The organism is Streptomyces sp. SS1-1 (assembly GCF_008973465.1).
In the GTDB taxonomy this organism is placed as follows: domain Bacteria; phylum Actinomycetota; class Actinomycetes; order Streptomycetales; family Streptomycetaceae; genus Streptomyces.
In genome coordinates this window covers 2,004,547-2,030,480 of the sequence record NZ_WBXN01000004.1, presented here as the reverse complement: position 1 = coordinate 2,030,480, position 25,934 = coordinate 2,004,547, and the positions used below count along the sequence as shown (strand labels likewise).

Below are 25,934 nucleotides of genomic sequence, written 5' to 3'. Positions count from 1 at the left end.
AATGGGGAAGGGGTGACCTCTCGTAGGGAGGTGACGACAACGGCCGGATCACGGGGACGGGCGTCGCGGTTCCGCCGGATATTTGGAATGGGCGATGCGCATTATTACGCTGGCCGGCATGCGGCTGTTGCGCTCCACCGATCTGGCCCTGCGCCTGCTGATGCGGCTCGCCGTCCTCGGGGACGCCACGCCGACGACCCGCGAGGTCGCGGCCGACATGGAGGTGCCCTACACGCACGCAGCCAAGGTGGTCGCCGAGCTCCAGCACCAGGGCCTGGTCGTCGCCCGCCGGGGGCGCGGCGGCGGGCTCACCCTCAGCGAGCGGGGCCGCACCGCGTCCGTCGGCGCGGTCGTCCGCGCCTTCGAGGGCGACGGCGACGTCGTGGAGTGCGAGGGCGAGAACCCCTGCCCGCTCAGCCCCGGATGCCGGCTGCGCGGGGCGCTGCGGCGGGCCCAGGAGGCGTTCTACGCCTCGCTGGACCCGCTCACCCTCGCCGACGTCACGGCGGACCCCACCGGCCCGCTGCTGCTCCAGATCGGCGTCGGCCGGCCCCTCTGACAGCCGCTTGGCTCAGCCCGCCTGCACCAGCCACAGGTCGGGCCCGAACACCTCGTAGTGGATGTCCGCCGCCGCCACGCCCTTGGCGAGGAGCTGCGCCCGTACGGCCCGCATGAAAGGCAGCGGACCGCACAGGTAGGCGTGCGTTCCCTCGGGGACGTCCACGTCCGTCAGGTCGACCAGGCCCGTGCGGTGGGACGCCTCGGCGGGGTCGGCGCCGGTCTCGTAGAAGAAGCGGACCGTGGCGTCCGCCAGCTTCCCGGCGTACTGCTCGTGGTCGGCGCGCAGGGCGTGCCCGGCGGGGGAGCGGTCGCCGTGCACGACCAGCACCGGGCCCTGGTGACCGGCGTCCACGAGCTCACCGAGTATCGCGACGATCGGGGTCACCCCGATGCCGGCGGAGACCAGCAGCAGCGGAGCGTCCGTGCCGGCCAGCACGAGATCGCCGTACGGCGCCGAGAGGCGCAGCCGGTCGCCGGGCCGCACATGCGCGTGCAGGTGCCCCGAGACCTCGCCGTCCGGTCCGGCCTCGCCGCGCACGCGCTTGACGCTGAACTGGCGCAGCGGTGAGCCGGGAGCCGCCGAGAGGCTGTACTGGCGGATCTGCCGGGCCCCGTCCGCCAGCTCCACCTGGACGGAGACGTACTGGCCGGCCCGGAAGTCCGGCACGGGCCCGCCGTCGGCCGGGCGCACCCGGAACGTGGCCACGTCCTCCGTCTCCTCGACGCGCTCCACGACCTCCCAGGGCCGCAGGCCGGCCTCGCCGCTCTCCTCGTACAGCCGCTTCTCGATCGCGGTCAGGGCGTTCGCCATCAGCCAGTACACCTCGTCCCAGGCGGCCGCGACCTCGGGGGTGGCGGCCTCCCCGAGCACCTCGGCGATCGCGGCGAACAGGTGCTCGTGGACGAGCGCGTACTGCTCGGGAGTCACGCCCAGGGAGGCGTGCTTGTGCGCGATCCGGCTCAGCATCGCGTCCGGCCGCTCGTCGGGGTGGGCGACCAGGTGCGTCGCGAACGCGGCGATCGACCCCGCCAGGGCCTGGCGCTGGGTGCCGGCCGCCTGGTTGCCGCGGTTGAACAGGTCGCGCAGCAGCTCGGGACGGGCGGCGAAGAGGCGGGCGTAGAAGCGCTCGGTGATCTCACCGATGGCCCCGCCGACGACGGGGAGGGTGGCGCGCACGGTGGCGGCGGACTGCTCGGACAGCATCGGGTCTCCTCAGGCTCGACCGGGCGGTGCGGGGGTGACCGCCCGCCCCCATTAAAACTTGCATCCGAGATGCAAATTAAAGCGGGGTCGGTCCGACGGGGGCGGCCGTTACGGATGTCGGGCCGAGCAGGCACTATGGGCGGAAGAGCGGTTCACCCGGCACCGCGGCGGCACCCCCGCCGGCCGTCGGGCGTTCGGCCGGGGTCGATTCGCGATCAAGGTCCGCAACGCGCCGGAAACGGTGGTGTGGTGGGATGCTCAGGTGCCCGACCGCCTCCCGCAGCACCGGGGACAGGCGGCCTGACCAGCAAGGATGGGGAAGCGGAAGATGGACAAGCAGCAGGAGTTCGTGCTCCGGACGTTGGAGGAGCGCGACATCCGGTTCGTACGGCTGTGGTTCACGGACGTGCTGGGCTTCCTCAAGTCCGTGGCCGTGGCCCCCGCCGAGCTGGAGCAGGCCTTCGACGAGGGCATCGGCTTCGACGGCTCCGCGATCGAGGGCTTCGCCCGCGTCTACGAGTCCGACATGATCGCCAAGCCGGACCCGTCGACATTCCAGATCCTCCCCTGGCGCGCCGAGGCGCCCGGCACGGCCCGGATGTTCTGCGACATCCTCATGCCCGACGGCTCCCCGTCCTTCGCGGACCCGCGCTACGTCCTCAAGCGCGCCCTCGCCCGCACCTCCGACCTGGGCTTCACGTTCTACACGCACCCGGAGATCGAGTTCTTCCTGCTGAAGGACAAGCCGGTCGACGGCACCCGCCCCACCCCGGCCGACAACTCCGGCTACTTCGACCACACCCCGCAGAACATCGGCATGGACTTCCGCCGCCAGGCGATCACCATGCTGGAGTCCATGGGCATCTCGGTCGAGTTCTCCCACCACGAGGGCGCCCCCGGCCAGCAGGAGATCGACCTCCGCTACGCCGACGCGCTCTCCACGGCCGACAACATCATGACGTTCCGGCTGGTCATGAAGCAGGTGGCGCTGGAGCAGGGCGTCCAGGCGACGTTCATGCCCAAGCCGTTCTCCGAGCACCCAGGCAGCGGCATGCACACCCACCTGTCGCTCTTCGAGGGCGACCGCAACGCGTTCTACGAGTCCGGCGCCGAGTACCAGCTCTCGAAGGTGGGCCGCTCCTTCATCGCGGGCCTGCTCCGCCACGCCGCCGAGATCTCCGCGGTCACCAACCAGTGGGTGAACTCCTACAAGCGCATCTGGGGCGGCTCCGAGCGCACCGCGGGCGCCGGCGGCGAGGCCCCCTCCTACATCTGCTGGGGTCACAACAACCGCTCGGCCCTGGTCCGCGTCCCGATGTACAAGCCCGGCAAGACCGGCTCGGCCCGCGTCGAGGTCCGCTCCCTGGACGCCGGCACCAACCCGTACCTCGCCTACGCGGTCCTGCTCGCCGCCGGCCTCAAGGGCATCGAGGAGGGCTACGAACTCCCGCCCGGCGCCGAGGACGACGTGTGGGCCCTCTCCAACGCCGAACGCCGCGCGATGGGCATCGAGCCCCTCCCGCAGAACCTCGGCGAGGCCCTGACCCTCATGGAGAACAGCGACCTGGTCGCCGAGACCCTCGGCGAGCACGTCTTCGACTTCTTCCTGCGCAACAAGAAGAGCGAGTGGGAGGAGTACCGCAGCGAGGTCACGGCCTTCGAACTGCGGAAGAACCTGCCGGTGCTGTAGGGGCGGGTCAGGAGCGGGGTCTCAGTGATCCGGCGAGTGGGGCCGGCGGTCCGTAACCGTCGGCCCGGACCGTCTGCGGGCCGTCGCCGTGTACCGCACCCGCTCCGTTGCTTCCTCGCGCAAGCGCAGCGCTCCGCGCAGCCTCGACCTGGAGCACCCGCTCCAGGGAGTCACGGACGGCCGCCTCGTCATCCGCGATCATGATCCGCACGCCGGCCCGCCCTACGGGCGAACAACGGGACTTTGCGGACACGACCTGAGCCCGGCCACCGCCGGGTGGTGAGGGCCGAGGCCGGCCGGGCGGGCCCGGGGGGCCGGCGATCGCGGACCGCCGGCCCCCGCGTGCTACTCCGACTCCGCAGCCTGCTCCGACAGCACCGCGTGCAGCGGCTGGGCCGCGCGGCGGCGGTACTCCTGGATCGACCAGCCGTTGCCGTCGGGGTCCTTGAAGTACATGAAGGTGGCGCCGTCGTCGGGGGAGTACTGCACCGGCTCCGACACCTCCAGGCCCCGGTCGCGCAGCTCCGCGTACGCCGCCTTGATGTCGGCCACGCAGAGCTGGAGGCCCTGGTAGGAGCCGGGCTGGGGGACGGTCTCGCCCTTGGTCAGGTCCCAGATGCTGTCGCCCAGGGCGATCGAGCAGCCCGACCCCGGCGGGGTCAGCTGGACGATGCGCATGCCCGGCATGACCTCCTGGTCGATGTCGACGTGGAAGCCGACCTTGTCGCGGTAGAAGTCACGGGCCCGGTCGATGTCGCTCACGGGCAGCGGGATCACTTCGAGGGTGAAGTCCATCAGCGGTCTCCAGGGTCGACGGTGGCTCGGTCCGCCTGAACGGCTCACCCTTACCGAAGCCGAAATCGGTACGGGGCGCCACCGAAACGCCCGGAACGGGCACACCCGCCCGCCGGCCACCGCGCCGGACGCGTCGGCGCCGACCGCCGGGACTGCGGCTAGGCTCGATCGCGTACGACCTTGATCGGGTACCACCAGGAACGCGTACACCCCTGATCGGAACGGGAGGGCGAGCATGACGGCGCCGGGACGCAGGAGCAGTACGTTCACTCGGCTGCTGCGGCACGGTTTCACCGACCCGTCGGCCGCCGAACGCCTCCTGGACAGCCCCGACCTCACCCCCCTCAGGAACGACCCGGTCCTCCTGGAGGCCCTGGGCGCCACCGCCGACCCCGACCTCGCGCTGAACGGCCTCGTCCGCCTCACCGAGGCCCAGCCCACCCCCGCCGACCGGCGCGAGCTGCTGGACACCCTGATAGCGGCCAAGCCGCTGCGCGACCGGCTGCTCGGTGTGCTCGGCGCCTCCGCCGCCCTCGCCGACCACCTCGCCCGGCACCCCGGCGACTGGCAGGTCCTGGTCACCTACGAGCCGCGCGACCTGCACCCCGAGGTGGAGGAGTTCGAGCGGGCCCTCGCCGAGGCCGGCGACCCCGTCGCCCTGCGCGTCGCCTACCGGCGCTGCCTGCTCTCCATCGCCGCCCGCGACGTGTGCGGCACCACCGACCTCGCCCAGACGGCCGCCGAGCTCGCCGACCTCGCCACCGCCACCCTGCGCGCCGCCCTCGCCCTCGCCACCGCCGACGCCCCGCGGGACGCCGAGCAGTGCCGGCTCGCGGTGATCGCGATGGGGAAGTGCGGCGGCCACGAGCTCAACTACGTCTCCGACGTCGACGTCATCTTCGTCGGCGAGAGCGCCGACGGCGCCGACGAGGGCAAGGCCCTGCAGGCCGCCACCCGGCTCGCCTCGCACATGATGCGGATCTGCTCCGAGACCACCGTCGAGGGCTCCATCTGGCCCGTCGACGCCAACCTGCGTCCCGAGGGCCGCAACGGCCCCCTGGTGCGCACCCTCAGCAGCCACCTCGCCTACTACCAGCGCTGGGCCAAGACCTGGGAGTTCCAGGCCCTGCTCAAGGCCCGCCCGGTCGCGGGCGACCTGGAGCTGGGCGCCGAGTACGTCGCCGCGCTGCGGCCCCTGGTCTGGAAGGCCGCCGAGCGCGACAACTTCGTCGCGGACGTGCAGCAGATGCGCCGCCGCGTCATCGAGAACATCCCGGTGTCCGAGGTGGACCGCCAGCTCAAGCTCGGCCCCGGCGGCCTGCGGGACGTCGAGTTCGCCGTGCAGCTGCTCCAGCTGGTGCACGGCCGCGACGACGCCGCCCTGCGCAGCGGCACCACCCTGGACGCCCTCCAGGCCCTCGCCGCCGGCGGGTACGTCGGCCGGGCCGACGCCGCCCAGCTCGACGCCGCCTACCGCTTCCTGCGCTCCATGGAGCACCGCATCCAGCTGCACCGGCTGCGCCGCACCCACCTGGTCCCCGAGGACGACGCCGACCTGCGCCGCATCGGCCGCTCCCTGGGTCTGCGCGTCGACCCGGTCGCCGAGCTGACCCGCGAGTGGAAACGGCACAGCAGCGTCGTACGGCGGCTGCACGAGAAGCTGTTCTACCGGCCGCTGCTGGACGCCGTCGCCCAGCTCGCCCCCGGCGAGGCACGGCTCAGCGCGGGCGCGGCCCGGGAACGGCTCATCGCCCTCGGCTACGCCGACCCCGCGTCGGCGCTGCGGCACCTGGAGGCGCTGGCCTCCGGGGTGACCCGCGCGGCGGCGATCCAGCGCACCCTGCTGCCCGTCCTCCTCGGCTGGTTCGCGGACTCCGCCGACCCGGACTCCGGGCTGCTGAACTTCCGCAAGGTCTCCGACGCGCTCGGCAAGACCCCCTGGTACCTGCGGCTGCTGCGCGACGAGGGCGCCGCCGCCGAGAACCTCGCCCGGGTCCTGTCGGCGGGCCGGCTCGCCCCCGACCTGCTGATGCGGGCACCGGAGGCCGTCGCGCTGCTCGGCGACGGCGACGGCGGCACCGGTCTGGAGCCACGACCCCGGGCCCATCTGGAGCAGGAGGTCCTGGCCGCGGTGCGCCGCGCCGACAACGCCGCCCAGGCAGTCACGGCGGCCCGTGGCGTCCGGCGCCGCGAGCTGTTCCGTACGGCCGCCGCCGACATCGTGGCGTCCTACGGCACCGAGACCACGCCGGCCGAGGCCGACCAGGGCGCCCTCGTGGACCGGGTCGGCGCCGCCGTCTCCGACCTCACGGCGGCCACACTGGCCGGCACCCTGCGCGCGGTCGTCCGCGAGGGCTGGGGCGACACCCTGCCCACCCGCTTCGCGATCATCGGCATGGGCCGCTTCGGCGGGCACGAGCTGGGCTACGGCAGCGACGCGGACGTCCTGTTCGTGCACGAGCCGCGCGACGGCGTCGACGACCAGGAGGCCGCCGCCGCGGCCAACCGCGTGGTGGCGGAGATGCGGCGGCTGCTCCAGATCCCCAGCGCCGACCCGCCGCTGCTGATCGACGCCGACCTGCGCCCCGAGGGCAAGTCGGGGCCGCTGGTGCGCACCCTGAAGTCGTACGCCGCCTACTACCGGCGCTGGTCGCTGGGGTGGGAGTCGCAGGCGCTGCTGCGGGCCGAGCCGGTCGCGGGGGACGACGATCTGGGCGCCCGGTTCATCGAGCTGATCGACCCCCTGCGCTACCCCGCCCGGGGGCTCGACGAGGAGGCCGTACGGGAGATCCGGCGGCTGAAGGCGCGCATGGAGTCCGAGCGCCTGCCGCGCGGCGCCGACCCGAAGCTGCACACCAAGCTCGGCCCCGGCGGGCTGTCGGACGTCGAGTGGACCGTTCAGCTGCTCCAGCTGCGGCACGGCGCGGAGGAGCCGGGACTGCGCACCACCCGCACTCGCGAGGCGCTGGCCGCCGCCCGCGCGGCCGGGCTCATCGGCGAGGAGGAGGCCGGGATCCTGGACGAGGCGTGGGTGCTGGCGACCCGCGTCCGCAACGCCGTGATGCTGGTGCGCGGACGCGCCGGCGACACCTTCCCGTCGGACCCGCGCGAGCTGGCGGCGGTCGGCCGGTACCTGGGGTACGAGCCCGGTCACGTCGGCGACATGCTGGACGACTACCGCCGTACCGCCCGGCGGGCGCGCGGCGTGGTGGACGAGCTGTTCTACGGGGGATGAGCCCGCGGCTACGGGCCCGAGGGAGCGCGGGCCGGGACCGGCGGGTTCTCCTCCTCGGTGGCCGCCGGGGCGGGCCGTGCGCCCCCGCCCGGGGACAGCGCTTTCCCGGCCCCCACGGCCCGCGGCAGCCGGTAGGGCAGCGCCCCGTACCAGAGGCGGGCCACGGTGTAGCCGAAGGCCAGGCAGATCAGACCGCCGACCGCGTCGAGCCAGAAGTGGTTGGCCGTCGCGACGATCACGACGAGGGTCGCCACCGGATAGAGCAGGCCGAGGAGCCGGACCCAGGGGGTCCTCGCCAGGATGAAGATCGTCAGACCGCTCCACACCGACCAGCCGATGTGCATGGACGGCATCGCGGCGTACTGGTTCGACATGTTCTTCAGGTCGCCGGAGGCCATCGAGCCCCAGGTGTCGTGGGCGAGGACCGTGTCGACGAAGCCGGTGTTCGTCATCAGCCGCGGGGGAGCGAGCGGATACAGGTAGTAACCGACGAGGGCCACACCGGTGGTGACGAAGAGGACCAGGCGGGTCGCCGCGTAGCGGCCGGGGTGCCGGCGGAACAGCCAGACCAGCACCGCGAGCGTCACCACGAAGTGCAGTGTGGCGTAGTAGTAGTTCATTCCGACGATCAGCCAAGTCACGCCGTTCACCGCGTGGTTGACGGACTCCTCGACGGCGATGCCGAGGCTGTGCTCGAGCCGCCACAGCCAGTCGGCGTTGCTGAGGGCCTCCGCGCGCTGCTCCGGGACGGCGTTGCGGATCAGGGAGTACGTCCAGTAACTCACCGCGATCAGCAGGATCTCGAACCACAGACGTGGTCGTCGCGGGCTGCGCAGACGTCGTAGGAGTCCCGGTCCCGTCCTCTCCGCGACGGAGAGCGGGACGGCTTCTTCAGGGCCTTCGCGTGTCGTCACCGTAGCGTCACCCATAGGCACAGAGTCTGCCAGAAAAGACCTCTCCGACCGATCATCCTCCGGTCGGGTCCGTGACGCACGTTCTGCCGCTTTTCTCCTCCCGGGGGAGTAGGCCGTAAGTCCTGGCGACCCCTAGGGGCGCGTCCGGTCGCCGGGCGCGGAGGCCGTCGAGCCGCGGACGACCAACTCCGGCATGAAGACGAACTCGCTGTGCGGCGCCGGGGTTCCGCCGATCTCCTCGAGCAGCGTGCGTACGGCGGCCTGGCCCATGGCCGGGACCGGCTTGCGCACCGTGGTGAGGGGCGGGTCGGTGAAGGCGATCAGTGGGGAGTCGTCGAAGCCGACCACGGAGATGTCGGTGGGGACCTCGAGCCCCTGCTGGCGGGCCGCCCGTATCGCGCCCAGCGCCATCATGTCGCTGGCGCACACGATGGCCGTGCAGTCACGGGCGATGAGGGCGGTGGCGGCGGCCTGCCCGCCCTCCAGCGTGTACAGCGAGTGCTGCACCAGGTCCCGTTCCACGACGTCGGGCGCCAGGTTCAGCTGGTCCTGGACGGTCCGCACGAACCCCTCGATCTTGCGCTGCACCGGCACGAACCGCTTCGGGCCGAGGGCCAGGCCGATCCGGGTGTGCCCGAGGGAGACGAGGTGGGTCACCGCCAGCGACATCGCCGCCCGGTCGTCGGGGGAGATGAAGGGCGCCTGGACCTTGGGGGAGAAGCCGTCGACGAGGACGAAGGGGACGCCCTGGGCGCGCAGCCGCTCGTAGCGCTGCATGTCCGCGGTGGTGTCCGCGTGCAGACCGGAGACATAGATGATGCCCGCGACCCCCCGGTCCACGAGCATCTCGGTGAGCTCGTCCTCCGTGGACCCGCCGGGCGTCTGGGTGGCCAGCACGGGCGTGTAGCCCTGCCGGGTCAGCGCCTGGCCGATGACCTGGGCGAGCGCCGGGAATATCGGGTTCTCCAGCTCGGGCGTGATCAGGCCGACGAGGCCCTCGCTGCGCTGTCGCAGCCGCACCGGACGCTCGTAGCCGAGCACGTCGAGTGCGGCCAGCACGGACTGGCGGGTGGTGGCGGCGACGCCCGGCTTCCCGTTGAGGACGCGGCTGACGGTCGCTTCGCTCACCCCCGCCTGAGCAGCGATGTCGGCAAGCCGTGTGGTCACGGCACTGGACTGTACCTGTCGTATGCCGCCTTGCACACCAATCGGACGCCGAGGGCGACCCGTTGGCCGGCCCGTGCGGGGCTGCTGCGTCATCGCGCTCCCTCGTGGAAGTCATGGCAAGAGCTTGCAGAGTCTTGCACAAGTGGACCGCGGACCGCTCCACCCCAGTAAGGAAGCGTCTCACAGTGGTCGCACGACGGTCACGCGGGGATAACTTCCGTGTTCCCTTGCACTTTTTTGCTGCAAGGTCTTTCGCAAGGATTGCATCGCTGTTACGTTCACGTCGCCCGGCGGCCGCAAAGGCGCAGTCGGCACGACAGCAGGGGCAGGCAGACGGGGCCGCCCCCGCATCACACGGGCTTTCACCCTCAAGGAGAACTCATGCGGCGTGGCATAGCGGCCACCGCGCTGGTGGCGTCCCTCGCCCTCGCGGCGACGGCCTGCGGCGGAGACGACAGCGGCAGCGACTCGAGCGGTCCGGTCACCATCACCTGGTGGGACACCTCCAACGCGACCAACGAGGCGCCGACGTACAAGGCCTTGGTCAAGGAGTTCGAGGCCGCCAACAAGGACATCAAGGTCAAGTACGTCAACGTCCCCTTCGACCAGGCGCAGAACAAGTTCGACACCGCCGCCGGATCCAAGGGTGCCCCCGACGTCCTGCGCTCCGAGGTCGGCTGGACCCCGGCCTTCGCCAAGAAGGGCTTCTTCCTGCCGCTGGACGGCACGGACGCCCTCGCGGAGCAGGACAAGTTCAAGTCCAACCTGCTGGAGCAGGCCAAGTACGAGGGCAAGACGTACGGCGTCCCGCTCGTCACGGACACGCTCGCGCTCGTCTACAACAAGCAGCTCTTCGAGAAGGCCGGCATCACCGAGGCCCCCAAGAGCTGGGACGACCTCAAGAAGGCCGCCGCCACGATCAAGGGCAAGACCGGCGTCGACGGCTACTGGGGCTCCACCCAGGCCTACTACGCCCAGTCCTTCCTCTACGGCGAGGGCACCGACACCGTCGACGCCGGCGCCAAGAAGATCACCGTCAACTCGGCGGAGGCGAAGAAGGCGTACGGCACCTGGCTGGACCTCTTCGACGGCAAGGGCCTGCACAAGGCCGACACGACCGCCGACGCGTACGCCCACATCCAGGACGCGTTCGTCAACGGCAAGGTCGCCGCGATCGTCCAGGGCCCCTGGGAGATCACGAACTTCTACAAGGGCTCCGCGTTCAAGGACAAGGCCAACCTCGGTATCGCCACCGTCCCGGCCGGCTCCAGCGGCAAGGCGGGCGCCCCGACCGGCGGCCACAACCTGTCCGTCTACGCCGGCTCCGACGAGGCCCACCAGAAGGCCGCGCTGAAGTTCGTGAACTTCATGACGTCGGCGAAGTCCCAGGAGGCCATCGCGCTGAAGAACAGCACGCTGCCCACCCGTGACGACGCGTACACCGACAAGGTCAAGGCCGACCCCGGCATCGCCGGCTACCAGGGCGTCCTCGCCGCCGCCCAGCCGCGCCCGGCGCTGCCGGAGTACAGCTCCCTGTGGGGCCCGCTCGACACCGAGCTGCCCAAGATCGCGGGTGGCAAGGAGTCCCTGGACAAGGGCCTGAGCTCCGCCGAGACGGCCATCGCCAAGCTGGTGCCCGACTTCAGCAAGTGAGCCCCGCGTGGCCGCCGGACCGCCCTGTTGGGGCGGGGCGATCCGGCGGCCGCCCGGCCGTCCCACCGGCCGCCCCCTCGGACTTTTGAACTCCCAGAAGGTGTCGAACCATGACAGTCGCCATCGACCGCGCGACCGGCAAGCGCCGCGGTGACCGTGCGCCCCGGCCAGGGCTCGGGCAGCGCCTGAGGAACAGCTACCAGAAGCACTGGTACGCGTACGCGATGATCGCCCCGGTGATCGTCGTGCTCGGCATCCTCGTGCTGTATCCGCTGGCCTACGGTCTGTACCTCACGCTGACCGACGCCAACAGCCTCAACACCGCGCGCACGATCGGCGTCAACGAGATCGAGGCGACGTACAAGTTCATCGGCTTCGACAACTACGCCGACATCCTCTGGGGCGACACCTCCTACGACCGCTTCTGGTCGCACTTCATCTGGACGATCGTGTGGACGGCCGCGTGTGTGGTCCTGCACTACTCGATCGGCCTCGGCCTGGCGCTGCTGCTCAACCAGAAGCTGCGCGGCCGCACCCTCTACCGCCTCGTCCTGGTCCTGCCGTGGGCCGTGCCGACCTTCGTCACCGTGTTCGGCTGGCGGTTCATGCTCGCGGACGGCGGCATCATCAACTCCGTGCTGGAGAGCCTGCATCTGCCGGCCCCGCTGTGGCTGGAGGACACCTTCTGGCAGCGGTTCGCGGCGATCATGGTCAACACCTGGTGCGGTGTCCCCTTCATGATGGTCTCCCTGCTCGGCGGCCTGCAGTCCATCGACGCCTCCCTCTACGAGGCCGCGGAGATGGACGGCGCCAGCGCCTGGCAGCGCTTCCGGTACGTCACCCTGCCCGGCCTGCGGACGGTCAGCTCCACCGTGGTCCTGCTCGGCATCATCTGGACCTTCAACCAGTTCGCCGTGATCTTCCTGCTCTTCGGCAACACCGCGCCCGACGCGCAGATCCTGGTCACCTGGGCCTACTACCTCGGCTTCGGACAGCAACCGCGTGACTTCGCCCAGTCCGCCGCCTACGGCATCCTGCTGCTGGGCATCCTGATCGTCTTCACCTCGTTCTACCGCCGCTGGCTGAACCGCAACGAGCAGCAGCTCGCGATCTGAGGCAGGAGTTCTTCATGAGTACCACCACGGACCGGACCTCCGCCGCGGCGACCGAACCGGAGAGCACGCAGCACAAGCCCCGCCGCACCCGGCGGCGCGGTGAGACGAGCCTCGTCGGCGCCCTCACCTCGCACGGCGTGCTCACCGTCGCGAGCCTGATCGCCCTGTTCCCCGTCCTGTGGCTGGTGTACCTGTCACTCGGCCCGGACAAGGACGACTATCTGCACCCCGGACGCATCTGGTCGAAGATGACGTTCGACAACTACACGTTCGTCCTGACGGAGACGAACTTCTTCGACTGGCTGAAGAGTTCGCTGATCGTGTCGCTGGGCACCACCGTGATCGGCGTGCTGATCGCCGCCACCACCGGCTACGCCGTCTCCCGTATGCGCTTCCCCGGCTACCGGAAGTTCATGTGGGTCCTGCTGGTCACCCAGATGTTCCCGATCGCCGTCCTGATCGTGCCGATGTACCAGATCCTCTCGGAGCTGGGCCTCATCGACACCTACCTCGGCCTGATCCTCGTCTACTGCTCGACCGCGGTGCCGTACTGCGCCTGGCTGCTCAAGGGCTACTTCGACACCATCCCGTTCGAGATCGACGAGGCCGGCCGCGTCGACGGCCTCACCCCGTTCGGCACCTTCGCGCGGCTGATCCTGCCGCTCGCCAAGCCGGGCCTGGCGGTCGCCGCCTTCTACAGCTTCATCACCGCCTTCGGCGAGGTGGCCTTCGCGACCACCTTCCTGCTCGACGACGAGAAGTACACGCTCGCCGTCGGCCTGCAGAGCTTCGTCAGCGAGCACGACGCCCAGCGCAACCTCATGGCGGCCACGGCCGTGCTGATCGCGATACCGGTCTCCCTCTTCTTCTACCTCGTGCAGAAGAACCTGGTCACCGGCCTCACCGCCGGCGGCACGAAGGGCTGAGCCGGCCCCGAGAACCCGAGGCGGCCGCCGTGTCCATCCGACCCCGCTGTCACTGCGGCCGCCTCGTCGTCCGCCGCCCGCACGCGCACGACGCAGACCCGACGACTCCTTCTCCGCCCGCGCCACCGTCCGGGCGGAAGACCCCCACCGCATCAAGGAAGCCATGAGCCAGTACCCCACCGCCCCGGCCGAGACCGCTGCCGTCGCCACCGTCGCCAAGCGCCGTGACTGGTGGCGCGACGCGGTGATCTACCAGGTCTACCCGCGCAGCTTCGCCGACAGCAACGGCGACGGCATGGGCGACCTGGAAGGCATCCGTTCCCGCCTGCCGTACCTGCGCGACCTCGGTGTCGACGCCGTGTGGCTGAGCCCCTTCTACGCCTCCCCGCAGGCCGACGCCGGCTACGACGTCGCCGACTACCGGGCCGTCGACCCGATGTTCGGCAACCTGCTGGACGCCGACGCGCTGATCCGCGACGCCCGCGACCTGGGCCTGCGCGTCATCGTCGACCTGGTCCCCAACCACTCCTCGGACCAGCACGAGTGGTTCAAGCGCGCCCTCGCCGAGGGCCCCGGCTCGCCGCTGCGCGACCGCTACCACTTCCGCCCCGGCAAGGGCGCGAACGGCGAACTCCCGCCCAACGACTGGGAGTCCATCTTCGGCGGCCCCGCCTGGACCCGGGTCACCGAGCCCGACGGCACCCTGGGCGAGTGGTACCTGCACCTCTTCGCGCCGGAGCAGCCCGACTTCAACTGGGAGCACCCGGCGGTCGGCGACGAGTTCCGCTCCATCCTGCGGTTCTGGCTGGACATGGGCGTGGACGGCTTCCGTATCGACGTCGCCCACGGCATGGTCAAGGCCGAGGGCCTGCCCGACCTCGGCTCCCACGACGAGATGCGTCTGCTGGGCAACGATGTCACCCCGTTCTTCGACCAGGACGGCGTCCACGACATCTACCGGCAGTGGCGGAAGATCCTCGACGAGTACAGCGGCGAGCGCATCTTCGTCGCCGAGGCGTGGACCCCGACCGTCGAGCGCACCGCGAACTACGTCCGCCCCGACGAGCTGCACCAGGCGTTCAACTTCCAGTACCTTGCCTCTGCCTGGGACGCCGCCGAGCTGCGCGAGGTCGTCGACCGCACCCTGGAGGCCATGCGCCCCGTCGGCGCCCCCGCCACCTGGGTGCTCTCCAACCACGACGTCACCCGGCACGCCACCCGCTTCGCCAACCCGGCCGGCCTCGGCACCCAGATCCGCACCGCCGGCGACCGCGCCCTCGGTCTGCGCCGCGCCCGCGCCGCCACCCTGCTGATGCTGGCCCTGCCCGGCTCGGCGTACGTCTACCAGGGCGAGGAGCTCGGTCTGCCGGACGTCGTGGACCTGCCGGACGAGGTGCGCCAGGACCCGGCGTACTTCCGCGGCGAGGGCCAGGACGGCTTCCGCGACGGCTGCCGGGTGCCGATCCCGTGGACGCGTACCGGATCGTCGTACGGCTTCGGCGCGGGCGGCAGCTGGCTGCCGCAGCCGGAGGGCTGGGGCGAGCTGAGCGTCGAGGCGCAGTCCGGCGACCCGGACTCCACCCTGGAGCTGTACCGCGCCGCGCTGGCCGCCCGCCGTGCCCACCCCGACCTCGGCGCCGGGGACGCGGTGGAGTGGCTGCGGGCCCCCGAGGGCGTCCTCGCCTTCCGGCGCGGCGAGTTCGTCTGCGTGGCGAACACCGGCACCGACTCGGTGACCATCCCGGCGTACGGGCGGCTGCTGCTCGCCAGCGGTGAGATCACCGAGACGGACGGTGAGGCGAAGCTGCCCGGCGACACCACGGTGTGGTGGACGACGGCCTCCTGACGGCCGTTCTGCAAGAATTTTCATCCAACTTCGACCGGCCCGCTGCCTTTTCAGGCGGCGGGCCTTTAACATCTCCGTCACCGCAAGGTAGTTGAAAGTTTTCAGCAAGAACCTTCAACGGTGAAGGAAACCCCACATGCACCGCAGAACCCTTCCCTGGGCGGCCGCCCTCACGACGGCCCTCACCGCCTCCTCTCTTGTCATGCACCCAACGGAGGCGGCGGCCTCTCCCCCCGGCACCAAGGACGTCACCGCCGTCCTCTTCGAGTGGAAGTTCGCCTCCGTCGCCAAGGAGTGCACCACCACCCTCGGCCCGGCCGGCTACGGCTACGTGCAGGTCTCCCCGCCCGCGGAGCACATACAGGGCTCCCAGTGGTGGACGTCGTACCAGCCCGTCAGCTACAAGATCGCCGGCCGGCTCGGCGACCGGACCGCCTTCCAGAACATGGTGAACACCTGCCACGCGGCTGGTGTGAAGGTCGTCGTCGACACGGTCGTCAACCACATGGCGGCCGGCAGCGGCACCGGCACCGGCGGCTCGTCGTACACGAAGTACGACTACCCGGGCCTGTACTCGTCGTACGACTTCGACGACTGCACCTCCCAGGTGAGCAACTACCAGGACCGCTGGAACGTCCAGCACTGCGAACTCGTCGGCCTCGCCGACCTGGACACCGGCGAGGACTACGTCCGCAAGGCCATCGCCGGGTACATGAACGACCTGCTCACGCTCGGCGTCGACGGCTTCCGCATCGACGCGGCCAAGCACATCGACACCGCCGACCTGGCGAACATCAAGTCCCGCCTGACCAACCCGAACGCCTACTGGAAGCAGGAGGTCATCTACGGCTCCGGCGAGGCCGTCCAGCCCACCGAGTACACCCGCAACGGCGACGTCCAGGAGTTCCGCTACGCCTACGACCTCAAGCGGGTCTTCAACAACGAGAACCTCGCCTACCTCAAGAACTACGGCGAGGGCTGGGGCTATCTGAGCAGCTCCAGCGCCGGTGTCTTCGTCGACAACCACGACACCGAGCGCAACGGCTCCACCCTCAACTACAAGGACAACGCCAACTACACCCTGGCCAACGTCTTCATGCTGGCCTGGCCGTACGGCGCGCCCGACATCAACTCCGGCTACGAGTTCTCCGACATCGACGCCGGCCCGCCCAACGGCGGCTCGGTGACCGCGTGCTGGCAGAACGGCTGGAAGTGCCAGCACAACTGGCCGGAGATCAAGTCCATGGTCGCCTTCCGCAACGCCACGCGCGGTCAGGCCGTCACCAACTGGTGGGACAACGGCAACGACGCCATCGCGTTCGGCCGGGGCAGCAAGGGCTTCGTGGCCATCAACCACGAGTCCGGCTCGCTCAGCCGCACGTACCAGACGTCGCTGCCCGCCGGCACGTACTGCAACGTGCAGAACAACACCACCGTGTCGGTGAACTCCTCCGGTCAGCTCACCGCGACCCTCGGCGCGAACACGGCCCTGGCCGTATACGCGGGCAAGTCGAGCTGCTGAGCGGCAACTGAAAGTTTTTACCGGTGGTTTCAAGCCTCTTGCTGTAAGCATTGCGACGGCGATACGGTCGCGCGGGGTCGGACCCGAAGAGCCGCAATCGCAAGGAGCCCCTCTGTGATACCGAGATGGCCGTCGCCGTCGAGGCGCCGAACCACCCATGCCGGACGGGTCGCTGCGGTCACCGTGACCGCGCTGGCCGCAGCGCTCGTCCAGCCCCTCGCCGCGAAGGCGGCGACTCCGCCGGCGCCGCCGTCCGACGCGAAGCTCGCCGCCGAGCCCGCCCGGCACGACGCGACCCGCGAGCAGTTCTACTTCGTCCTGCCGGACCGTTTCGCCAACGGGGACACCGGCAACGACAAGGGCGGCCTGACCGGCTCCCGCCTGTCCACCGGGTACGACCCCACCGACAAGGGCTTCTACCAGGGCGGCGACCTCAAGGGCCTGACCAAGCGCCTGGACTACATCAAGGGCCTGGGCACCACCGCCATCTGGATGGCGCCCATCTTCAAGAACCGGCCCGTGCAGGGGACCGGCAAGGACGCCTCCGCCGGCTACCACGGCTACTGGATCACCGACTTCACCCAGGTCGACCCGCACTTCGGGACCAACAAGGACCTCGAGACCCTCATCTCCAAGGCGCACGCCAAGGGCATGAAGGTCTTCTTCGACGTCATCACCAACCACACCGCCGACGTCGTGGACTACCAGGAGAAGTCCTACGAGTACCTCTCCAAGGGCGCCTTCCCGTACCTGACCAAGGACGGGCGGCCCTTCGACGACGCCGACTACGCCGACGGCACCCGGCGCTTCCCCGCCGTGGACGCCGACTCCTTCCCGCGCACCCCCGTCACCGGCCCGACGAAGAAGGTCCCGTCGTGGCTCAACGACCCGACGATGTACCACAACCGGGGCGACTCCACCTTCGCCGGGGAGAGCTCCGAGCACGGTGACTTCTCCGGCCTGGACGACCTGTGGACCGAGCGTCCCGAGGTCGTCAGCGGCATGGAGAAGCTCTACCAGCGCTGGGTGCGCGACTTCGACATCGACGGCTTCCGCATCGACACGGTCAAGCACGTCGACATGGACTTCTGGACCCAGTGGGCGACCGCCCTCGACGCCTACGCCGCCAAGCACGGCCGCGACGACTTCTTCATGTTCGGCGAGGTGTACACCTCCGACACGGACATCACCGCGCCCTACGTCACCGAGGGCCGCCTCGACGCCACACTGGACTTCCCCTTCCAGGAGGCGGCACGCCAGTACGCCTCCCAGGGCGGCAGCGCGCGGAAGCTCGCGTCCGTCTTCGGCGACGACTACAAGTACACGACCGACAAGGCCAACGCCTACGAACAGGTCACCTTCCTCGGCAACCACGACATGGGCCGCATCGGCGCCTTCCTCAAGCAGGACAACCCGAAGGCCACCGACGCCGAGCTGCTGAAGAAGGACCGGCTCGCCAACGAGCTGATGTTCCTCAGCCGCGGCAACCCGGTCGTCTACTACGGCGACGAGCAGGGCTTCACCGGCGCCGGCGGCGACAAGGACGCCCGCCAGACCCTGTTCGCCTCGAAGACCGCCGACTACCTGGACGACGACCAGATCGGCACCGACCGCACCCACGCCAGCGACGCCTACGACACCAAGGCCCCGCTGTACCGGCACATCAGCGACCTCGCGCAGCTGCGCAGGACCAACCCGGCCCTCGCCGACGGAGTCCAGACCGAGCGGTACGCCGCCGACGGCGCCGGCGTCTACGCCTTCTCCCGCACCGACGCCCGCAAGGGCACCGAGTACGTCGTCGCCTTCAACAACGCGGACGAGGCCCGCACGGCGACCTTCGCCGCCGGCTCCGCGAACACCACGTACAGCGCCCTGTACGGCACGAAGGCCGCCGCGCGCTCCGGCGCCGACAAGAAGCTCACCGTCACCGTCCCGGCCGGCGCGGCGATCGTCCTGAAGGCCGCCGGACGCCCCGCGCAGCCCGCCGCCAAGCCGTCCCTCACCCTGAAGGCCCCCGCCGCGGGCGCCACCGGCACCGTGGAGATCTCCGCCGACGTCGACGGCGGGCAGCTCAACCGCGTCGTCTTCGCCGCGCAGACCGGCAACGGCACGTGGCGTGTCCTCGGGTCCGCCGACCACGCCCCCTACAAGGTCCGCCAGGTCATCGGCCAGGACGTGGCGCCCGGCACCGCCCTGCGCTACAAGGCCGTCGTCATCGACTCCGCCGGCCGTACCGCCTCCGCCACCGCGTCCTCCACGACCGGCACCCCGCCGGCCCCGGAGACCCCCACCGCCGCCTCCCGCGACCACGCGATCGTCCACTACAAGCGCGCCGACGGCGACTACACGGACTGGGGCCTGTACGCCTGGGGCGACATCGCCGACGGCGAGGCCACCGACTGGCCCGAGAGCCACCCCTTCATCGGCCGGGACGCCTACGGCGCCTTCGCCTACGTCAAGCTGAAGCCCGGCGCCTCCAGCGTCGGCTACCTGGTCATCGACAAGGACGGCACCAAGGACGTCTCCGCCGACCGCGCCATCGACGTCACCAGGACCGGTGAGATCTGGATCGAGCAGGGCAAGGAGGACGCCCTGACCGAGCGGCCGGAGTACCCGGCCCAGGACACGTCCAAGGCCGTCCTGCACTACCACCGCGCCGACGGGAACTACGACGGCTGGGGCCTGCACACCTGGACCGGTGCCGCGAACCCCACCGAGTGGTCGAACCCCCTGAAGCCGGTCAGGACCGACACCTATGGTGCCGTCTTCGAGGTACCGCTCACCGACGGTGCCACCAGCCTCAGCTACATCCTCCACAAGGGCGACGAGAAGGACCTGCCCACCGACCAGTCCCTCGACCTCACGGCGAACGGCCACGAGGTGTGGCTGGTGAGCGGCCAGGAGAAGTACCTGCTGCCGCAGCCCGCCGGCTCGGCCGCCGCGGTCGACCTGACCACCTCCAAGGCCGTCTGGATCGACCGGAACACCGTCGCCTGGAACGGCTCCGAGGGCGCCGCCTCCACCCAGCTGCTCTACAGCCGCGACGGCGGCATCGAGGCGAAGGACGGCGCGCTGACCGGCGACGCCCGGTGGCTGCGCCTGAGGAAGACGTCGCTCACCGACGCCCAGAAGGCGAAGTTCCCGCACCTGAAGGACCTCACCGCCTGGTCCGTCGACCCGCGCGACCGCGACCGCGTCCGCGAGTCCCTGCGCGGCCAGATCGTCGCCTCCCAGCGCGCCGCCAACGGCGCCGTGCTCGCCGCGACCGGCGTCCAGCTCGCCGGTGTCCTCGACGACCTCTACGGCGCCGCGACCAAGGCCCACCTCGGCCCGGTCCTCACCAAGGGCCGTCCGACGCTGTCCGTGTGGGCGCCCACCGCCCAGTCCGTGAAGCTGGAGATCGGCGGCTCCACCGTCGCCATGCACCGCGCCGACAGCACCGGCGTCTGGTCCGTCACCGGACCCGCGTCCTGGAAGAACAAGCCCTACCGGTACGTCGTGAAGGTGTGGGCGCCCAGCGTCCGCAAGGTCGTCACCAACAAGGTCACCGACCCCTACTCGGTCGCGCTCACCACGAACTCCCAGCGCAGCCTCCTCGTCGACCTCGGCGACCGCTCGCTGGCCCCGCGCGGCTGGACCAGCTACACCAAGCCCAGGGCGGTGCCGCTGAAGGACGCCCAGATCCAGGAGCTGCACGTCCGGGACTTCTCGGTCGCCGACACCACCGTCCCCGCGAAGGACCGCGGCACCTACCGCGCGTTCGGCGACAAGCTCAGCGACGGCTCCCGGCACCTGAGGAAGCTGGCCGAGGCGGGTACGTCGTACGTCCACCTGCTGCCCGTCTTCGACATCGCGACCATCCCCGAGCGCGCGAAGGACCGGACGAGCCCCGACTGCGACCTGGCCTCGTTCGCGGCCGACTCCGACAAGCAGCAGGAGTGCGTGGCGAAGGCCGCCGCCAAGGACGCCTACAACTGGGGCTACGACCCGTACCACTACACGGTCCCGGAGGGCTCCTACTCCTCCGACCCCGACGGCACCACCCGCACCGTCGAGTTCCGCCAGATGGTCAAGGCGCTCAACGAGGACGGCCTGCGCGTCGTCATGGACGTCGTCTACAACCACACCGCGGCCGCCGGCCAGGCCGACACCAGCGTCCTGGACCGGATCGTGCCCGGCTACTACCAGCGGCTCCTCGCGGACGGCTCGGTCGCCAACAGCACCTGCTGCGCCAACACGGCCACCGAGAACGCCATGATGGGCAAGCTCGTCGTGGACTCGATCGTCACCTGGGCCAAGGAGTACAAGGTCGACGGCTTCCGCTTCGACCTCATGGGCCACCACCCGAAGGAGAACATCCTCGCGGTCCGCAAGGCCCTCGACGCCCTGACGCTGAAGAAGGACGGCGTCGACGGCAAGAAGATCATCCTGTACGGCGAGGGCTGGAACTTCGGCGAGGTCGCCGACGACGCCCGCTTCGTCCAGGCCACGCAGAAGAACATGGCCGGCACCGGCATCGCCACCTTCTCCGACCGCGCCCGTGACGCCGTGCGCGGCGGCGGCCCCTTCGACGAGGACCCCGGCGTCCAGGGCTTCGCGTCCGGGCTCTACACCGAGCCCAACACGTCGAAGGACAACGGCACCGAGGCCGAGCAGAAGGCCCGTCTGCTGCACTACCAGGACCTGATCAAGGTCGGCCTGTCCGGCAACCTCGCCGGGTACCGCTTCACCGACACCGCCGGCAAGGAGGTGAAGGGCTCCGAGGTCGACTACAACGGCGCCCCCGCCGGCTACGCGGCCGCCCCCGGTGACGCCCTCGCCTACGCGGACGCCCACGACAACGAGTCGCTGTTCGACGCGCTGACGTACAAGCTGCCCGCCGGGACGAGCGCGGCCGACCGCGCCCGGATGCAGGTCCTCGCCATGGCCACCGCCACCCTGTCGCAGGGCCCGGCGCTCTCCCAGGCCGGCACCGACCTGCTGCGCTCCAAGTCGCTGGACCGCAACTCCTACGACAGCGGCGACTGGTTCAACGCCATCCACTGGAACTGCGCCGACGGCAACGGCTTCGGCAAGGGCCTGCCGCCCGCCGCCGACAACGCCTCGAAGTGGCCGTACGCCAAGCCGCTGCTGAGCACGGTCAAGGTCGGCTGCCCGCAGATCGAGGGCGCCTCGGCGGCCTACCGCGACCTGCTGCGGATCCGGTCGACGGAGAGCGCCTTCTCCCTCGGCACCGCCGCCCAGGTCCAGTCGAAGCTGTCCTTCCCGCTCTCCGGCAAGGACGAGACGCCCGGCGTGATCACCATGCGCCTCGGTGACCTCGTCGTCGTCTTCAACGCCACGCCCGAGCGGCAGAAGCAGAAGGTCGCCCCGCTCGCGGGCACCGGCTACCGGCTGCACCCCGTCCAGGCCAAGGGCGGCGATGCGGTCGTCAGGAGCGCGTCCTACACGGCGGGCTCCGGCACGTTCGACGTCCCGGCCCGCACGGTCGCCGTGTTCACCCGCACCAGGTGACACGGAGCTGAACGAAGGGGCGGTCCGGTCACCGGGCCGCCCCTTCGCACGCCGAGGTTAGGGTGGGGGCCGCAGAACCCGAACAGGAGCGCCCATGCCGCAGATCACCGTCGACTACTCGCAGGAACTGGCCGACGACTTCGACCGCCCCGCGTTCGCGCGGGCCCTGCACACCGCCGTCGTCGACATCGCGGCCGCCAGGCCGCCCGCCTGCAAGACGCAGTTCCGCCGCACCGAGGACACCGCGGTCGGCGACGACACCGCCGGGCACGCCGTCGTGCACGTCACCGTCGGCCTGCTCGCCGGCCGCACCGAGGAGACCAAGGCCCGGCTCACCGAGGCCGTGCTCGACCTGCTGCGCACCCATGTGAAGCCCGCCGGCGGCCTCGCCGTGCACGCCTCCGCCGAGGTCCGCGAACTCGACCCGTCGTACCGCAAGTACGAGAGCTGAGCCGACCGCGGCTCGACCGCGGCTACGACGCCAGCGCGACCAGCCGGCCGACCAGGTCGCTGAAGGGCCCCTCGGTCGGCTCGTCCGCCAGCACGGCACGCAGCAGCGCGCCCATCTCCGGGTCGTGGGCGGCGCTCACCGCGGCCAGCGCGGCGAAGTCGTGCACCAGCTGGACCTCCAGCTCACGGCGCGGGATACGCCGGCCGTCCAGCCAGATCAGGGCCGTGGACTCGGCGAGCGAGATCCAGGAGCGGACCACCAGCTCCAGCCGCGCGGGCGGGTCCGTCACGCCCAGGTGCGAAAGGATCTGGACATACGCGGCCTGCCGCACCGAGTCGATGAGCGCGTTCGTCGCCGTCGAGCCGACCGCCGGACCGCCGCGCATCAGCGCCGAGAAACCGGGCCCGTGCTCGTCGACGAAGTCGAAGAAGCGGCGCATCACCCGCAGCAGCCGGGCCCCCAGCGGACCCTCCGGCGGCTCCACGAACCGGCTCGCCAGGTCCTCCGCCGCACGCGTCAACGCGGCCTCGTACAAGCTGAGTTTGCCGGGGAAGTAGTGGTAGACCAGCGGCCGGGAGATACCGGCCGCCGACGCTATCTCGTCGATGGAGACCTCGTCGGGCGAGCGCTGGCTGAACAGTTCGAGGGCGACGCCGATCAACTGCTGCCGCCGCTCGTCGACTCCCATTCTGCGACGTACCCCGGTAGTCATACGAACACCTTACCGATCGATTCCGGCCCTGAACGGACCGGACCGACCACGGGTGTTCACCTCAGAGCGCCGAACCGCCCGCTCCGCCCCTCACGTGAGGCCGCCGATCGTCCGCCCGTCCTCCAGCGTCCCCTTCAGCTCCGCCCGCGCACCCTGCCGCGCCGGAACCGCCAGCAGGCTCCCCGTGGCCGAGCCGCGCACCCCGCCCGACGCCCGTACGGCCTCCGTCTCCCGGTCACCGGCCGCCAGCAGATACCAGCCGCCCGACTGCGCCTTCCACAGCACCCCGGCCAGCACATGCGGATCCCGCGCCCCGCACGCCGCCACGTTCTGCGCCTTCGCCACCACCGCCGCCTGCGCGGTGCCCGGCGTACGGAACTGCGCCAGCACCCGCTCGCCGCCGCCCCGCCAGGTCTCGGCCCGTGTGCACACCCAGTCCCCGGTACCGCTGCCGTCCGGCAACGGCTGGTGCGCGTACGGCCAGGCGTTCACCGACCGCACGCCCGCCGAGCCCAGGGCGCCCAGCCAGCACGCGTTCGGCGCCCACGCCCGCAGCGCCCGCGCCCCGGAGACGTCCCCGGCCTGCCCGGGGCGCCCGGCGGTGAGCCGCGCCGGGACCAGCTCGGCCAGGTCGGTCAGCAGCCGGGTGCCCGTGCCGTCCGTCACCTGCAGCACGTTCCACGAGGTGCAGGAACCGCCGCCCTGCCGGGCCGCCGGGCTCGCCATCGGCGAGGTGACCCCGCCGGTCACCGTGAGGTCCATCGCCCCGGCACCCGGCTTCACCAGATCCCGCTCGGCCGCCTTCCGCACCCACGGGGCCAGCAGATAGCGGACGTTGCCGTCGGCGCGGCTCAGCACCACCGCGCCCGCCTCCGCCCGGGTCGCGCCGTCCACCCGCGAGAAGTCCAGGGCGGCGCCCGCCGTGCCGTCCGTGGGCTCGGCGTAACGGGCCACGCGCAGGCCGTCGTACAGCAGGACCACGCGCACCGAGTCGACGGTGCCCGCGTACAGCAGCTGCGGCGCTCCGGGCGGGCCGCCCGCCGGGGTGCCCGGGGTCGCCGACACCGCGACCGTCTCCCCGGGGCGGGCCCAGGTCGCGAGGGCGCGGCGCAGCAGCGCCGAGTCGCCGGTGAGGTCGCCGCGCGCGGGCCACACCGAGAAGTCGGTGCGCGCCGACGACTGCCAGGCCGCCGCCGGCACCTTCGTCAGCTGGGCGGGGTCGAGGGCCGCCTCCGCCGACGGGTTGCGCGCGTACGGGGGAGCGGCCGGACCGTCGGGGGCCCAGCCCTCGCCCGGCAGGCCGAGCAGCGCCCCGCACACCAGCAGGGCGGCCCCCGCGGCGAGCACCGCCCGCAGATGCTGGCGGCGCCGCATCAGATCGGTCGGCCGGGCCTGCAGCGAGCAGGGGTCGAACTCCGGGGACTCCAGCAGCGTGTAGCGCGCCTCGACGCCGTCGGCCTCGTCGAGCGCGTCGTCCGGGTCCTCGACCCCGGCCGCCTCCAGGACGGCCCGTACCGCGTCGTCCGGCAGCTTCTCCAGGCCGCGCAGCACATAGGCCGCGCGGGCCGGCCCCGACAGCGCCGACAGCTGCTGGTCCAGGGCCAGTTCGTCGGCGCCGCCCGACCGGGGGAACAGCCGCAGGCCCCAGACCTGGGGCAGCAGGGGCGGCAGCTGGGAGCGGCGCGGCCAGGCGGCCCGCTTCAGCGGACGGCCCGCCTCCAGCGCGGCCCGCAGCAGCCGCGCGCGCAGGAACGCGTACCCGGGGTCGCCGTCCCGCCCGCTCGGCTGGGCCGGGATCGCGGGCGTCGGCGCCGAGCGGCCGCGGGGCAGCGCCCGCTGGGTGAGGGAGTGCGCGGTCAGGACACGCCGGTTGCGCCCGAGGCCCGGTGGCAGCACCAGGTAGGCGAGGCGGACCAGACGCGGGTAGTGCTCGACGAGCGCGGCCTCGGCCCGCTCGACGTCCACGACCGGGCCGGCGGAGCTGGCTGCGGGGCGCGAGGCGACATCCTGTGACTGCACGTTCAGCAGAACGAGCGAATCGGCGGTTGGTCACCGTGACCGGGGCGCCCCCGGCCCACCGGAGGCGTCCGCACGGCCCGGGTCAGACCTCCTGCGCCCGGGGTTCCACGAGCGCACGCGCGTAGTTCGCCATCGACCGCTGGTAGCGCGGCAGATGCGGGGCGAGCGCGCCCAGCACCAGTGCCAGCCCCTCCCGGTCCCGGCCGAGGCTCGACAGGCACAGCGCCAGCGTCGCGCGCACCGCGTCGTCCAGCTCGTCGGACGGCCCGTCCAGCTCCGGCGTCAACAGCGCGACGCCCTCCTCCGCCCGCCCCACGTTCCGCAGCGAGCTCGACATCTGGATCTTGGCCCGCCGCCCCTTGTAGCCGCTCAGTCCGCGCGCCAGCGCCTCCCGGTACAGCGGCACGGCACGGTCCGAGTGTCCCGTCGAGTCCCAGGCGCACGCCTGCTCGAAGGGGCCGAGCGGGCTGCCGTCCGGCAGTTCGGCCACCAGCCCGTCGATGAGCGCGCGGAACTCGGCCGCCCGCTCCTCGGGGTAGTCGTCGAAACTCGCCCATGCCGCGCTGACGCGGTTCTCCCAGTCCTGGTCCATCGGATCACCCTCGCACGC

17 protein-coding genes are annotated in these 25,934 nt (G+C 71.4%); 10 read left to right on the top strand and 7 right to left on the bottom strand.

Translation table 11 applies throughout. From position 1 onward, the window contains the following. The first annotated feature begins 118 nt into the window (after positions 1 to 118). A complete protein-coding gene (locus F8R89_RS10420) occupies positions 119 to 559 on the top strand; it encodes an RrF2 family transcriptional regulator (RefSeq protein WP_151783709.1) in 441 nt (146 codons plus the stop codon). A 12-nt stretch (positions 560 to 571) separates the two neighbouring features. Here F8R89_RS10420 and F8R89_RS10415 read toward each other — a convergent pair whose 3' ends face one another. Next, positions 572 to 1,765 (bottom strand): globin domain-containing protein, encoded by a 1,194-nt coding sequence (locus tag F8R89_RS10415; protein WP_151783708.1) that lies wholly within the window; start codon positions 1,763 to 1,765, stop codon positions 572 to 574. Positions 1,766 to 2,093: 328 nt separating this feature from the next. On the opposite strand from F8R89_RS10415, the gene glnA reads away from it, so the two are divergent. Beyond that, a complete protein-coding gene (gene glnA, locus F8R89_RS10405; RefSeq protein WP_055620935.1) occupies positions 2,094 to 3,455 on the top strand; it encodes a type I glutamate--ammonia ligase in 1,362 nt (453 codons plus the stop codon). A gap of 345 nt (positions 3,456 to 3,800) precedes the next feature. Here glnA and F8R89_RS10395 read toward each other — a convergent pair whose 3' ends face one another. After that, positions 3,801 to 4,250, bottom strand: a complete 450-nt coding sequence (locus F8R89_RS10395; protein ID WP_151783705.1) for a VOC family protein — start codon at positions 4,248 to 4,250, stop codon at positions 3,801 to 3,803. 235 nt (positions 4,251 to 4,485) lie between these two features. Between F8R89_RS10395 and F8R89_RS10390 the strand changes: the two genes are divergently transcribed. Next, a complete protein-coding gene (locus F8R89_RS10390; protein WP_151783704.1) occupies positions 4,486 to 7,485 on the top strand; it encodes a bifunctional [glutamine synthetase] adenylyltransferase/[glutamine synthetase]-adenylyl-L-tyrosine phosphorylase in 3,000 nt (999 codons plus the stop codon). Between the two features lie 8 nt (positions 7,486 to 7,493). On the opposite strand, the gene F8R89_RS10385 is transcribed toward F8R89_RS10390, so the two are convergent. Continuing rightward, complete coding sequence (locus F8R89_RS10385; RefSeq protein WP_151783703.1) at positions 7,494 to 8,414, bottom strand: phosphatase PAP2 family protein; 921 nt, start codon at positions 8,412 to 8,414, stop codon at positions 7,494 to 7,496. Positions 8,415 to 8,531: 117 nt separating this feature from the next. Further along, a complete protein-coding gene (locus F8R89_RS10380; protein ID WP_264158882.1) occupies positions 8,532 to 9,566 on the bottom strand; it encodes a LacI family DNA-binding transcriptional regulator in 1,035 nt (344 codons plus the stop codon). Positions 9,567 to 9,947: 381 nt separating this feature from the next. On the opposite strand from F8R89_RS10380, the gene F8R89_RS10375 reads away from it, so the two are divergent. The 7 genes from F8R89_RS10375 (at position 9,948) to F8R89_RS10345 (ending at position 22,593) form a co-directional block, all read left to right on the top strand. Continuing rightward, the gene (locus tag F8R89_RS10375) at positions 9,948 to 11,219 is read left to right on the top strand and encodes an extracellular solute-binding protein (RefSeq protein WP_151783701.1); all 1,272 of its coding nucleotides are present in this window, start codon (positions 9,948 to 9,950) and stop codon (positions 11,217 to 11,219) included. A gap of 110 nt (positions 11,220 to 11,329) precedes the next feature. Next, on the top strand, positions 11,330 to 12,334 hold the full coding sequence (locus tag F8R89_RS10370; protein WP_151783700.1) for a carbohydrate ABC transporter permease: 1,005 nt from the start codon (positions 11,330 to 11,332) through the stop codon (positions 12,332 to 12,334). Positions 12,335 to 12,348: 14 nt separating this feature from the next. Beyond that, on the top strand, positions 12,349 to 13,260 hold the full coding sequence (locus F8R89_RS10365) for a sugar ABC transporter permease (protein WP_151783699.1): 912 nt from the start codon (positions 12,349 to 12,351) through the stop codon (positions 13,258 to 13,260). 163 nt (positions 13,261 to 13,423) lie between these two features. After that, complete coding sequence (locus tag F8R89_RS10360) at positions 13,424 to 15,106, top strand: glycoside hydrolase family 13 protein (RefSeq protein ID WP_151783698.1); 1,683 nt, start codon at positions 13,424 to 13,426, stop codon at positions 15,104 to 15,106. Positions 15,107 to 15,242: 136 nt separating this feature from the next. Next, positions 15,243 to 16,628 (top strand): alpha-amylase, encoded by a 1,386-nt coding sequence (locus F8R89_RS10355; RefSeq protein ID WP_151783697.1) that lies wholly within the window; start codon positions 15,243 to 15,245, stop codon positions 16,626 to 16,628. 114 nt (positions 16,629 to 16,742) lie between these two features. After that, positions 16,743 to 22,142 carry a pullulanase-type alpha-1,6-glucosidase gene (pulA, locus tag F8R89_RS10350; protein ID WP_151783696.1) on the top strand — a complete coding sequence of 1,800 codons (5,400 nt, stop codon included), beginning with the start codon at positions 16,743 to 16,745 and terminating at the stop codon, positions 22,140 to 22,142. A gap of 94 nt (positions 22,143 to 22,236) precedes the next feature. Beyond that, the gene (locus tag F8R89_RS10345; RefSeq protein WP_151783695.1) at positions 22,237 to 22,593 is read left to right on the top strand and encodes a 5-carboxymethyl-2-hydroxymuconate Delta-isomerase; all 357 of its coding nucleotides are present in this window, start codon (positions 22,237 to 22,239) and stop codon (positions 22,591 to 22,593) included. 22 nt (positions 22,594 to 22,615) lie between these two features. Here F8R89_RS10345 and F8R89_RS10340 read toward each other — a convergent pair whose 3' ends face one another. From F8R89_RS10340 to F8R89_RS10330, 3 genes are all read right to left on the bottom strand, one after another. Then, positions 22,616 to 23,305, bottom strand: a complete 690-nt coding sequence (locus F8R89_RS10340) for a TetR/AcrR family transcriptional regulator (protein WP_151783694.1) — start codon at positions 23,303 to 23,305, stop codon at positions 22,616 to 22,618. A gap of 90 nt (positions 23,306 to 23,395) precedes the next feature. Beyond that, on the bottom strand, positions 23,396 to 25,324 hold the full coding sequence (locus F8R89_RS10335) for a hypothetical protein (protein ID WP_151783693.1): 1,929 nt from the start codon (positions 25,322 to 25,324) through the stop codon (positions 23,396 to 23,398). A gap of 82 nt (positions 25,325 to 25,406) precedes the next feature. After that, complete coding sequence (locus F8R89_RS10330; protein WP_192806354.1) at positions 25,407 to 25,916, bottom strand: tetratricopeptide repeat protein; 510 nt, start codon at positions 25,914 to 25,916, stop codon at positions 25,407 to 25,409. Between the last annotated feature and the right edge of the window lie 18 nt (positions 25,917 to 25,934).